This is a genomic window from Ovoidimarina sediminis (assembly GCF_032586175.1).
Taxonomy (GTDB): Bacteria; Pseudomonadota; Alphaproteobacteria; order Rhodobacterales; family Rhodobacteraceae; genus Ovoidimarina; species Ovoidimarina sediminis.
Genome location: NZ_JAWHTE010000001.1, coordinates 96007 through 108354 on the forward strand (window position 1 = coordinate 96007; position 12348 = coordinate 108354).

Sequence of the window (12348 nt, forward strand, 5' to 3'; positions counted from 1 at the left end):
GCTGAAAACACGACGGAACGGGTGCCGGTCTGTCCAACCAAGGATGCTCTGATCGGAAGCCTGCACGGGGCGCGCTCCTTTCGTGCTCGCTATGGTTTAAGTCGTAGGCCCCCGTGCCCCGGGGCTGCCTTGACTTTTGTTAAGCGGCCCGGCCCCCGCGCCACCGCCGCCCGGCTTCGCGCCCATGTCTTGACTTTCGTTAAGGTGATTTTCCGGTCAGCGCCCAGTTTTGCGGCAGTCGCAATCATCTGAGAAAGGAGTCCCGGATGAGCGAAGTCCTGACCAAATCCATGGCCCGGAACATCTTCTACGGCGGGTCGATTGCGTTCGTCGTGATCTTCGTCGGGCTGTCGATCCACAGCCACCGGTATATCGTCACCACCTCGACAACGGCCGCGCCGCTGTCCGAAGAGGTGGCGGCCGGCAAACGGGTCTGGGAACGCCACGCCTGCATCAACTGCCACACGATCCTCGGCGAGGGCGCCTACTTCGCGCCCGAACTCGCCAACGTCATGCAACGCTGGGGCGTCCTCGACGATCCCGAGGCCGCCTACGAGATGCTCGACGCCTGGATGCAATCGCAACCCTCGGGAATCGAGGGCCGCCGGCAGATGCCGAACTTCAACCTCAGCGAGGAAGACACCAGAAACCTTGCTGAATTCCTGCGCTGGACGAACCAGATCAAGACGCAGGACTGGCCGCCGAACGACGCGGGCTGAGAGGGGGCAACCATGAAATACCAAACCCAACAAATCGCGCTGGTCTACTTCGTCGTGGCCATGGCGCTCTTCGCGGTCCAGGTCCTCGGCGGTCTTCTCGCCGGCTGGGTCTATGTGGCACCGAACACGCTGGCAGAACTCCTGCCGTTCAACATCATCCGGATGCTGCACACCAACTCTCTAGTGGTGTGGCTCCTCCTCGGCTTCATGGGTGCGACCTACTTCATCCTGCCCGAAGAGGCTGAAACCGAAATCCACTCCCCCACCATCGCCTACCTGCAACTGGGCATTCTCGTGCTCGGCACGCTGGGCGTGGTTGTGACCTATGTCTTCAACCTCTTCGAAGGCCACTGGCTTCTAGGCAAGGAAGGGCGCGAATTCATCGAACAGCCCGTCTGGGTCAAGGTCGGCATCGTCGTGGCGGCGCTCATGTTCCTCTACAACGTGACGATGACCTCCCTCAAAGGGCGCAAGACGGCGATCACCAACGTCCTGCTCCTGGGGCTCTGGATCCTGTCGCTGCTCTTCCTCTTCGCCTTCTACAACCCCGAAAACCTGTCGCTCGACAAACAGTACTGGTGGTACATCGTCCACCTCTGGGTCGAGGGCAGCTGGGAACTTGTGATGGCCTCGGTCCTGGCCTTCCTGATGCTGAAGCTCACCGGCGTCGATCGCGAGATCGTCGAGAAATGGCTCTACATCATCGTCGCCACGGCGCTCTTCTCGGGCATTCTCGGCACCGGCCACCACTACTACTGGATCGGCACGCCGGGCTACTGGCAGTGGATCGGCTCGGTCTTCTCCTCGCTCGAGGTGATCCCTTTCTTCGGGATGATGGCCTTCGCCTTCGTGATGGTCTGGAAGGGCCGCCGCGATCACCCGAACAAGGCGGCACTGCTCTGGGCACTGGGCTGCGCGACGCTGGCCTTCTTCGGCGCGGGCGTCTGGGGCTTCCTTCACACGCTCCACGGGGTGAACTACTACACCCACGGCACCCAGATCACGGCCGCCCACGGGCACCTCGCCTTCTTCGGGGCCTATGTCTCGCTGAACCTCGCGATCTTCACCTACGCCTTCCCGGTGCTCAGGAACCGCGATCCCTACAACCAGGTGCTCAACATGGCCTCGTTCTGGCTGATGGCCGGCGGCATGACGTTCATGACCTTCGTCCTCACCTTCGCGGGCACGGTCCAGACCCATCTCCAGCGCGTGCAGGGCGACTATTACATGGACGTCCAGGATCAGCTCGCGATCTTCTACTGGATGCGCTTCGGCGCGGGCGTGATCGTGGTCCTCGGCGCGCTGGTCTTCATCTACGCGATCCTCGTTCCCCGGAAAGAGATCATCGAGCCCGCGGATGAAGACGCCTCGGTGCCGGCCGAATGAACATGGTCAGCACAGCACCGGTGAAAGGGGCGGCAGACGCCCCTTTCTACCTCGAACAGGGCCCGGAATGCGCCCTGTTCGAAACCGCCTACCGCCAACAGATGCCGCTTCTCCTCAAGGGCCCCACGGGCTGCGGGAAGACGCGCTTCGTGGCGCATATGGCGGCCCGGCTCGGGCGTCCGCTCTACACGGTCGCCTGCCACGACGATCTGACGGCGGCCGATCTGATCGGCCGCTATCTCCTGAAGGGCGGCGATACGGTCTGGTCGGACGGGCCATTGACCCGCGCGGTCCGCGAAGGCGCGATCTGCTATCTCGACGAGGTGGTGGAGGCCCGCAAGGACGTCACCGTCGTCCTTCACCCGCTGACGGACGACCGCCGCATCCTCCCCATCGACCGGACGGGCGAGACGCTGGAGGCCGGGCCCGGCTTCATGCTGGTGGCCTCCTACAACCCGGGCTACCAGAACATCCTGAAGACGCTGAAACCCTCCACCCGCCAGCGCTTCCTGTCGATCACCTTCGATTTCCCGCCCCCGGATCACGAGGTGAAGATCGTCACCCAGGAATCGGGGCTCGACGACGCCCGCGCCAAGGGCCTCGTCCGGCTCGCAGGCAAGCTTCGCGGCCTGAAGGGCCAGGATCTCGAAGAAGGCGTCTCCACCCGCCTCGTGATCTACGCGGCCTCGCTCATCGCTCACGGTACGCCGGTGGATCAGGCGATCGAAACCGCGATGATCGAGCCTCTGACCGACGACGACGACGTGAAGGACGGGCTGCGTGACATCGTGACGGCGGTCTTCGGCTAGGGCCATGGACCATTTCGAACCATGGGAGCCGGAAACAACCGTCGGCACGCTCTGGCACCACTGGGCGGCCGGGTTCGACGCGCCCGAGGTCTCGCCACAGGCGGCGGTCCGGCTCGAAGACGAGGTGGGCCGCCTCGCCGTCCTGTTCCGGGGGCTGGGCGGCGCGGCCTCGGTCGAGATCCGGCCCGCCACGCGCACGCAGTCGGCGCACCGGCTCAGCTTCCGCCGCAAACTCGGCACCATGGCCGAAGAGGTCGACATCGCCAGTTTCGACGGTGAAATCCTCCGCCTGCCCAAGGCCATCGCCACCTTCCCCGACCCGGCCCTGAACCGCGCAGCCTTCACCTGGCTGACGGCACTCGCGGCCATGGCCGACCGCTTCCCCAACGCATCCGACTACGCGCTCCAGACCGATCTCGCCCGCCTCACAGCCCTCCAGCGCGCCGAGGCCCGCGCGGCCCGACACTGCCCCGGGCTCCTGCCGCTTTCCCGCCGCCTCGCCGGGGCCTATCTCCCCCGCCGCCCGGTGAACCGCCTGCCCCGCGCCGAGGCGACGCTTGAAGGCGCCGTCCGCACGCTTCTGGGCGCGCCGTCGCCCACGCCCGCCGTCACCGCGCTCGCCGAAGCGCTCCGCACGGGCGATCCGATGCTTGCCGGGCTCACCGCGCCCCGGCGCTACAAGCCCCTTCGCCCCGTCCCGTTCTGGCCGGTCTTCCTGCCCCCCGAAACCGCCACCCGCGACGGCGCGGCCGAACCCGAGCCGCCGTCAGGCGAAGACCCCGCCGAACAGATCGAGAAATCCTTCAAGGGCAAACGCCAGCAATCCGACCAGGCCGAAAGCCGCGACAGCCTGATCCTCCACAAATTCGAGGCGATCCTAAGCTTCGCCGAATTCCTCAACCTCAACCGCCGCGTCGACGATGACGACCCGGACGCGGCCAAGAAGGCGATGGACGATCTCGACGAACTGGCGCTCACGGATGTCTCGAAGACCCCGAAAACCCGCTTCAAACTTCACCTCGATCTCTCCGCCGAGGACGTCAACCGCGAGGCCGTGGCGGGCCAGTTCACCTATCCCGAATGGGATATCCGCCAGCGCCGCTACCTTCCGGATCACTGCGCTGTGTTCGAAAACACGGTGGAACCGGCCCCAGAGCCCACCGCCTTCGATCCAGCCGCCCAGCGCCGCATCCGCCGCGTCCGCCGCCAGTTCGAGGCGTTCCGCCCCCGCCCCCTGACCATCACCGGGCAGGTCGACGGCGACACGCTCGATCTCGACGCGGTGATGCGCGCCCGGGCCGATCTCAGGGCCACGGGCGATCCCCGCGACACGCTCTGGTGCCGGACCGAGGCGCAGGCCCGCGATCTCGCGATCTCGATCCTGCTCGACACCTCGCGCTCCACCGAAAGCGCGGTGACGGGCCGCCCCGTCCTCGATATCGAACGCGAGGCGCTGACGGCACTCGCCTGGGGGCTTGAGGCCTGCGGCGACGCTCTTGCCATCCACGGCTTTTCCTCGCTCCGGCGCGAGCGCGTTTACGTGCAGGAAATCAAGGCCTTCGACACCCCCATGGGCGGGCTCATAGAACGCCGCCTCGCCGCGCTCCGCCCGGGCTTCTACACCCGGCTCGGCGCGGCGATCCGCCATGTCTCCGCCCGGCTCCAGGATCGCGCGCAATCCCGCCGCCTGCTGATCGTGCTGACCGACGGCAAGCCCAACGACCTCGACCATTACGAAGGCCGCCACGGCATCGAAGACACCCGCATGGCGATCCGCGAGGCGCGCCGCCAGGGCCAGTCCGTCTTCGGCATCGCCATCGACCCGAAGGGGCAAAGCTGGTTCCCCCGCCTTTTCGGCACCGGCCATTACGCGGTGATCGCCGATCCCGACAAGCTCACCGCCGCGCTCCCCCAGATCTACCGGCAACTCGTCGGCGCGGGCGGATGACGGCCACCGCCGCAAAGGGCCTCCCCGGCGAGCTGATGATGTGGGTTCTGATCTTCTCGGAACTCGCGGTCTTCGGGGCGGGGCTTGCGATCTTCCTCGTGCTCCGCCTCTTCGACCCGGGCGGCTTCGCCGAGGCGCAGACGGCGCTTCTGCCCGCGCTTGCAGGCACCAACACCGTCGTCCTGATCACCTCGGGCTACCTCGCCGCCCGCGCCACCCGCGACACGGCGAAGGCCCGCGCCTTCCTGATCCCCGCCGCACTTCTGGGCGTTCTGTTCCTCGTCCTCAAGGGCATCGAGTTCCGCCACAAGGCCGATCTCGGCATCACCTTCGAGACGCATGATTTCTTCATGTTCTACTATCTGCTCACCGGCTTTCACGCGGCGCATGTGGTGGCCGGGATCATCATCCTTGTGCTCGTGGCCTGGACGCGGGTGCCCGCCCATATCCAGACCGGCGCCGCCTTCTGGCACATGGTCGATCTGGTGTGGATCCTGCTCTTCCCGGTGGTCTATCTCCTATGACGGCGCTGGATCGTGCCTGGATCGGCCTCGCGCTTCTCACCGCCGCCTCGACGGCGGTGGCGCTCGGCGCGCTCCCCGCGCCCATAAGCGGGCTCCTCGTCCTGGCGCTCGCCTGGGCCAAGGCCCGGCTCATCTTCCTGTGGTATCTCGATCTTCACGACGTCCCGGGCTGGCGCGGCGGCATCCAGTTCGGCCTCGCGCTTTTCGTCGTTTTGCTGATGGTCCTCTACGCCGCCGCCTGATCAGGCCGTCCGCACCGCGTTCGCCAGATCCTCGGGCAGGTCGAACTCCATCAACACCCGGTTCCGCCCGCCTTCCGAAAGCTTCCGCGCGGTCTTGGCCACGATATCCACGACCTTCGGGAACGGATGCTTTTCGGCAAAGGCCGCGAAGTAATGCTTCAGGAACACCATGCAGATCGTGTCTTCCAGCATCTGCACCTCGGCATCGCGCTTCAGGCCCTCTTTCCTCAGAAGAACCCCGACGCGTGCACAGGCGTCTGCGTCGTAGCCCGCCGCCGCCATGATCCCGGCCAGCCGCTCGGCATGCGCCCGGCCCTGATCGCGCCGCCATGTCAGGTATCCCGTGCGCCCCTCGGGATAGCCCGCCCGCGGGATCTTCCAGCGCTCGATATGCTGGCCCCGCGCGGCGATCTTCAGAACGTCCGATACCTCGTCGCCGAACAGCCGGCTCAGTTCCGCGCTCATCCGCTGCCCGTAAAGAAGCGCCTCGGGCACCTCGCGGCCGTCTGCATCACGGTCTGGGTTGGGATCCCCGGCATTCGCCACGTCGATCGCCGCCAGCGCGGCGCTCAGTTCATCCGACATGCCTTGGCACTCCACGAGGCGGATGCATCCTCATCGGCGAACTCCATCAGGCGTTCGACCGACCGGATGATCGCGCGGTCCTTCACGATCTTCACCCCGCAGCCCTCGAGCCGCCGGAACGAACGCGACAGCGACTCGGGCTTCATCCCCAGCCATGCCGCGATCAGCACCTTGTCATAGGGCAGCACCACCGTACTTTCCCCCACCTCGTCCTTGCAGAGGCCCAGAAGGAAATCCGCGATCCGCTGCGCACCGGAATGGGATTTCAGCTGTTCAAGCTGGTGGACGAGGGCGGTGTTGCCCTTCACGAAGGAGTTCAGCATCGACCGGCACAGCACCACGTCGTTTTCCACCGCATACCACAGGTCGTGACAGTCAAGCTGCAGCATATGCGCCTGCGTCACCGCCTCGGCCCCGGTCGAATACACCTCGCCCCGTATCGCCGCCGCCTCTCCGAAACAGTCGCCCTTGGTCAGAACGCCCACCACGGCCTCCGTCCCGCAGGGCGACATGCGGTAAAGCTTCACCCACCCGTCCAGAACGATGAACATGCTGTGCGCGCGTTCGCCCTGAAGGTGGATCGACGCTCCCCTTCCGGCCTCTTTCATATGCCCTTTCGAAAGCAAGTCCTTGGCGTGATCCTCAGGCACAGATCGAAAGACCGGCGCCTTGAGCGCAATCTCCGTCATCAATGTCATTTGGCCTCCATGATCCCCGCAGGCGCAGGGATGCTCCCCTTCCAAGAGGGCCTAAGCCCCTGTCTTTGTGAGGTTAATCCTCATATGTTCTCAGTGGGTTTAAAATACCTACCCTTGTGGATCAGCGTATTGATTCATCTCATGCATGTACTTGACTAACGTCAACCGACCTCCGGAGAGGCGTTAAAAACATGTAAAACTGCGACAATCTGTCGTTAAGAATTTTTAACAAGTGGCCGCCCCGAACCCACGGGCAAGGGCCCGGCGCCGGAATGGCCGGGCGGGCGGCGGGCCGGGCGCGGGCCTGCTCGAATCGCTACTCCACCACCGTCACGACACCGATCATGCCGCGCCGTTCCCAGTGCGGGCCGCAGAGGTAATCCTCGGGCGGTCCGGGCACCATGAAGGTGAACTCGATATGCTCCTCTGGAAAGGCCCGGTCCGATTCCGGCTCGCCCTTCACGATCACCGAATGGCTCGTGCGCTTGTCGACATTCACCCAGCGCACGGTCTCGCCGACCTTCACGGTGATCTCGCGCGGGCAGAAGGTGTATTCGTACATCTTCACCACGCGCACCCCGTCGGCCTCGGAGGACGGCGCGCCGAACATCTCGACATAGCGCTCTTCCGCTTCGGCGCAGACCGCGGCCTCCTCCCCTTCCGCCAGTGCGGGGCCCGCGGCCCCGAGGGCGATCACCGCTCCTGCAATCCAGCGTCTCATCCTATTGCCCCACGATGTTGATTGCGGCCTCGGGATCGTCGAGCGCCATGCGCGTATCCAGCGTCACGTGATGGAACCGCGCGGCGGCATAGTCGTCGTGGATCGCGAAGCCCACCGTATAGGTGCGCCCCGGCTCCAGCGGCACGTCGCCCACCCCGCCCGCAAGCGGGCGCGAGAATGTGACGGTCCAGAGCCCGGCGGTCAGATCCACCGAGGCCGCCATCTCGCCGCCGTTCTGCACCCGGCGTTCCAGGAGGTATCCGTTCGAAGACGACCCGTCCGCATAGACCCGCAGAAGATCGAGGAACGTGCCGTTTTCCAGAAGTGCTGCGATCTCGTCTTCCGATTTCAGCTTGTCCCAGCCGCCCTGCGGTCCCGACCGGCCGCGAATCTCGATCTCCGTGCGGCTTTCCGAAAGGTACTTGGTGATCATCTCCACCGTCTCCAGCCGCCCGGCCACCTCGGGGTTCGCGGCAATCCCCTCCGCGCCCGGATCGAAGGGCATATAGGCGTTGTCGGCATGGCACGACGCCCAGCATCCCACCTGCTCGCCCATCTCGATGCCGGTGCCGGTGATCATCATCGCCACCTTGATCTGGTTCTCGGGGTAAAGCTTGCCGCCGTCGACGAAGGGCACCGGCGCATGGGGGCCATCGGGCCAGGAGATGCGGAAATAGGCGGTTTCCCCGTCATGGGCCGCCTGCACGGTGGCGTTGATCACGCCGCGCTTGCCGGGGATCGGCGTGGGCTCGGTCTCTTCCGTCCCGGCCACGATCTTCGCCCCGATCGTCTCAAGCTCGGCGGCATGGCACGTGGTGCAGGCATCGCCGCCCTTGGTCAGCGGGCGCGCGCCGCCGTGCTGGCGCCCGTTCTGCACCCATTCGAAACTCGCCTGGCCGGGGTAGAACAGCGTGAGGTCGGTGCTGGCCGCGGCCGACCAGTCGATCCCGGGCGCCACATCCGCGCCGCCCCCGGCGCCGCTGCCATCCGATGCGGCGACAACCACGCTCCCCGCGCTGTCGATCTTCGCACGCTCGTCGGCGCGGGCGGCCTCCACCGCCGCCTCAAGCTCGGCCAGCCGCTGCGCCCGCTCGGCCGCCTCCGCCTCCTTGCGCACGGCGCTCTCCTCGGCCTCGAGCGCGGTGATCCGCTCCAGGCTCGCCAGGTATTCCGCCGGCACGGGGCGCGCGAAGTCCGGGTTCGGCGCCTCCAGCTCCTCCAGGAAATCCGGGTCGGCCCGGTCGCGCAGATCCGAATGCGCGATCCCCTTGTGACAGTCGATACAGGTCTGCCCCGCCTCCATCGCGTTCAGGTGCTGCTGGCGCGCCCTTGGCTTCTGGAACTCCGGCATCATCGACGAAAAGTCATGACAGTTCCGGCATTCCCGGCTGTCGGTGGCCTTCATCCGGGTCCATTCGTTCATCGCCAGGTGAAGCCGCTTTTCCTCGAACTTCTCCTTGGTCGAGATCGAGCCCGTGACCTTTCCGTAAAGCTCCCGGCTTGCCTTGATCTTGCGGATCACCTTGTGCGTCCAGTCCTTCGGCACGTGGCAATCCGAACAGGTCGCCCCCACGCCCGACCGGTTCACATCATGGATCGTGCCGGTGTACTCGGCATAAACGAAATCCCGCATTTCGTGGCAGCCGATGCAGAAGGCCTCCTTGTTCGTGGCCTCCATCGCGGTGTTGAACCCGCCCCAGAAGATGATGCCGGCGGCAAAGGCGCCTGTCGCCCCCAGAAGCGGCATTCCGAAGATAAGCGTCCGCTTCCAGAACGACGATTTCGCTTTGGGGGTTTCTGCCTCAGACATCACGCACTCTCCGGGGAGGGAAGGAAGAGGGGGCGGGCGTTCCGGCCCGCCCCCTCGCGTCTTCTGTCGGACGGCCCTGCCGTCAGGTCACGTGGTTCGACCGGTTGTAGACGTTGAACTTGCCGGTGGGCGCATAAAGCCCCTTCACCCGCGCCTTCTCTTCCAGCGTCTTGGCGTCGAAGATCACGATCTCGCCATTGGGCTCCTTCGAGGTGGAGCGGTTCCACATCGACACCCAAACCTCGTCACCGGCCTGGTTGAACTCGAAGTGGACGGCCACGTTGCCTTCCTCTTCGGTGATCTGGATCGTCTTCACGATCTCACCGGTTTCTTTCGAGATCACCTGGATCGATTGCTGGATCTCGGGCTCGGGGTGCTTCGTCTGGTCGGCCCAGATGTAGTCGCTCGTCGGATGGGTCCGGATGAACAGGCCCGCCCCGTCGGTTTCCACCTCGTAACAGATCTTCCAGGCGTTATCGGGATGGCCCGCCGGGTCGTTGCCCCAGACCGTCACGAGGCCAACGCCAAGGTGCGTCGTGCCCGCCACCGGCCCGCAATTCGGGTCGTTCCAGTTCGCGCCCGGCCCCGGATGCGGCAGCGCATCGGTTTCGATGATCGCTTCCAGCTTCTGGGTTTCGCTGTCGACCACAACCATCGCGTTCGACGCGTTGGCGGCGATCTGGAAATACCGGCCCGTGGGATCGAAGAACCCGTCATGCAGGAACTTCGCGCTGTCGATCTTGGTGATGCTCAGGTTCTCGATATCGGTGTAGTCCACCTGCCAGAGCTGGCCCAATTCCTTCACCGCGACGATCCAGGTCGGTTCGTGCGGGGTGGTATAGATCGCGGCCACGCGGCTTTCTTCCACGTATTCGCCATCCACGTTCACACCGCGGGTCGACACGACTTTCCGGGGTTCCATCGTCTCGGCATCGACGATCGCGAAATGCGGCGGCCAGTAACCTCCGCCGATGACGTATTTGCCATCACCCGACACGGCCACGTCGCGGGCGTCATAGGCGATCTTCACCTCGGCCACGAGCATGTTTTCCGGGTTCTGCCAGAGGTCGATCTTCGTCATCTTGCCGTCGCGGCCCATGGTGTACCAGAACCGGCCCGGGTTCTCGGGTTCCGAGATCGAATGGTGTTCCGACGCCTTCAGCACGTGCACGGCGTATCCGGTCGGGATATGCGCCAGCACCTCCTTGGTGTCGCCGTCAACGACGGCCACCTTGCCCACATCGCGCTCGATCACAACGAAGAAGTTCTCCCAGTTCCGGCCATGCAGGGGCTCGGTCGGGTAATCCTCGGGTTCGACATAGACCTTCCGGGTCGCCATCATCTGTTCAAGCGACATCTCGGGCGGCTTCGGCGGCTCCATCATGATGTAGGTCGCCATGTCGCGAATCTCGTCCTCGGTCATCACGTCCGAGAAGTTGTTCATCCCGCCCTCGGTGCCCCAGGCGATGATGCGCTCAAGCCGCTCCTGGCCAAGCTTCAGCGTTCCGCCCTCGGCCACCGTGCCGTCGGCGGCCTTCGTCTTGGTCACCGGCAGAAGGCTCTTGCCGGTGGCACCCTTGCGCAGCACGCCGTGGCACCCCGCGCAGCGTTCGAAATACAATTGCTTCGAGGCCTCGAAGGCCTCTTCGCTCAGCTCCTGCGCGGCGGCGGGCGTCGCGAGGCCGGCAAGCAGCATCGCAGCACCAACGCCGAGCCCGCGGCCCGAAGCTGAGAAGGTTGATCCAAGGGACATCTCCACTCTCCGTTTGCTGGTGAGACGCGCCCCTTATGGCGGCGGGCCCGAAGCCCGGTCCTTGACTTTCGTTAGGTTCCGGCGCGCTGGACCAGGCCCTCGCGGGGTTGCTATGAAGCGGCGAAGGCTCCTCATCCAAGGCAGAACATCCCGTGACCACAGCCGACAGCCACACAACCCACGACGCCCTCGAAGATCCCCGGAACGCCGACATCAAGATCTACGTGAACGGCGCGCTGAAGCACCGCAGCGAGGCCATGGTCTCGGTCTATGACAGCGGCTTCATGCTGGGCGACGGAATGTGGGAAGGGATGCGCCTCTACGATGGCGTCTGGGCGTTCTTCGAAGAGCACATGGATCGCTTCTTCAACTCCTGCAAGGCGGTCAGCCTCGATGTCGGGATGGATGCAGACGGGATATTCGACGCGCTGGAAAAGACGCGCGCCGCGAACGGCATGGAAACCGATGTTCACTGCCGCCTCATGCTCACCCGCGGCGTCAAGGTGCGGCCCTTCCAACACCCGTCCCTCTCGCGCTCCGGCCCCACCCTCGTCATCATCATGGAGCATTCGAAACCGGTCGACCGGCTTCAATCCGCGGGCATCCGCCTCGCCACCGTGCCCCAGGTCCGCGGCCTCCCGATGAGCCAGGACGCCAAGTACAACAGCCACTCCAAGCTCAACTGCGTCATCGCCTGCCTCCAGGCCGAACAGGCGGGCGCCGACGAGGCGCTGATGCTCGATCCCCATGGCTTCGTGAACACGACGAACGCCTGCAACTTCTTCATCGTCCGCCGGGGCGAGGTTTGGACGTCGACGGGCGATTATTGCATGAACGGCGTCACCCGGCAGAAGGTGATCGATCTCTGCCGCGCCGACGGCATCCCGGTCTTCGAAAGGAACTATTCACTCTACGAGGCCTATGGCGCCGACGAGGCCTTCCTCACCGGCACCTTCGGGGCGCAAACGCCGGTCGCCTCGATCGACGGCAAGCCGATCGGCGACGGCACGCGGCCCGTCACCACCCGGATCCGCGATCTCTACAAGGCCGATGTGGCCGAATACGTCGCCGCGCGCCGCTGAACGCACTCTCCGCTGGACGCGCCCGCCGGGGGCGTTAGACTCCTGACAAGGCACGACTTTGGGGCGGAATT

At 65.2% G+C, this 12348-nt stretch carries 12 protein-coding genes; 7 read left to right on the plus strand and 5 right to left on the minus strand.

Translation table 11 applies throughout. From position 1 onward, the window contains the following. Positions 1 to 266 precede the first annotated feature (266 nt). Genes RXV90_RS00490 through RXV90_RS00515 form a run of 6 tightly spaced genes read left to right on the plus strand, consistent with a single transcriptional unit; the run spans position 267 to position 5628 of the window. Entirely contained in the window at positions 267 to 719 is a 453-nt protein-coding gene (locus RXV90_RS00490) for a c-type cytochrome (RefSeq protein WP_316646264.1), read from the plus strand. A gap of 12 nt (positions 720 to 731) precedes the next feature. Then, positions 732 to 2105, plus strand: a complete 1374-nt coding sequence (locus tag RXV90_RS00495) for a cbb3-type cytochrome c oxidase subunit I (protein WP_316646265.1) — start codon at positions 732 to 734, stop codon at positions 2103 to 2105. Further along, positions 2102 to 2914, plus strand: a complete 813-nt coding sequence (locus RXV90_RS00500) for a CbbQ/NirQ/NorQ/GpvN family protein (RefSeq protein ID WP_316646266.1) — start codon at positions 2102 to 2104, stop codon at positions 2912 to 2914. The genes RXV90_RS00495 and RXV90_RS00500 overlap by 4 nt, the downstream gene beginning before the upstream one ends. Positions 2915 to 2918: 4 nt before the next feature. Further along, on the plus strand, positions 2919 to 4862 hold the full coding sequence (locus RXV90_RS00505; protein ID WP_316646267.1) for a VWA domain-containing protein: 1944 nt from the start codon (positions 2919 to 2921) through the stop codon (positions 4860 to 4862). Then, a complete protein-coding gene (locus tag RXV90_RS00510; protein ID WP_316646268.1) occupies positions 4859 to 5386 on the plus strand; it encodes a cytochrome c oxidase subunit 3 in 528 nt (175 codons plus the stop codon). Before RXV90_RS00505 ends, RXV90_RS00510 begins: the two co-directional genes overlap by 4 nt. After that, positions 5383 to 5628 carry a cytochrome C oxidase subunit IV family protein gene (locus tag RXV90_RS00515; protein WP_316646269.1) on the plus strand — a complete coding sequence of 82 codons (246 nt, stop codon included), beginning with the start codon at positions 5383 to 5385 and terminating at the stop codon, positions 5626 to 5628. The genes RXV90_RS00510 and RXV90_RS00515 overlap by 4 nt, the downstream gene beginning before the upstream one ends. On the opposite strand, the gene RXV90_RS00520 is transcribed toward RXV90_RS00515, so the two are convergent. The 5 genes from RXV90_RS00520 to RXV90_RS00540 all read right to left on the minus strand — a co-directional run bounded on the left by RXV90_RS00520 (position 5629) and on the right by RXV90_RS00540 (position 11195). After that, positions 5629 to 6213 carry a DUF4202 domain-containing protein gene (locus RXV90_RS00520; RefSeq protein ID WP_316646270.1) on the minus strand — a complete coding sequence of 195 codons (585 nt, stop codon included), beginning with the start codon at positions 6211 to 6213 and terminating at the stop codon, positions 5629 to 5631. It abuts the gene before it with no gap. Further along, positions 6198 to 6911: a Crp/Fnr family transcriptional regulator gene (locus RXV90_RS00525; protein ID WP_316646271.1), complete on the minus strand. Its 714-nt coding sequence runs from the start codon at positions 6909 to 6911 to the stop codon at positions 6198 to 6200. Before RXV90_RS00525 ends, RXV90_RS00520 begins: the two co-directional genes overlap by 16 nt. 316 nt (positions 6912 to 7227) lie before the next feature. Next, on the minus strand, positions 7228 to 7632 hold the full coding sequence (locus tag RXV90_RS00530; RefSeq protein WP_316646272.1) for a cupredoxin domain-containing protein: 405 nt from the start codon (positions 7630 to 7632) through the stop codon (positions 7228 to 7230). A gap of 1 nt (position 7633) precedes the next feature. Continuing rightward, on the minus strand, positions 7634 to 9442 hold the full coding sequence (locus RXV90_RS00535; RefSeq protein ID WP_316646273.1) for a NapC/NirT family cytochrome c: 1809 nt from the start codon (positions 9440 to 9442) through the stop codon (positions 7634 to 7636). A gap of 82 nt (positions 9443 to 9524) precedes the next feature. Then, complete coding sequence (locus RXV90_RS00540; protein ID WP_316646274.1) at positions 9525 to 11195, minus strand: cytochrome D1 domain-containing protein; 1671 nt, start codon at positions 11193 to 11195, stop codon at positions 9525 to 9527. Between the two features lie 152 nt (positions 11196 to 11347). Here RXV90_RS00540 and RXV90_RS00545 point away from each other — a divergent pair, with 152 nt between their 5' ends. Continuing rightward, a complete protein-coding gene (locus tag RXV90_RS00545; RefSeq protein WP_316646275.1) occupies positions 11348 to 12277 on the plus strand; it encodes an aminotransferase class IV in 930 nt (309 codons plus the stop codon). The last annotated feature ends 71 nt before the right edge of the window (positions 12278 to 12348 follow it).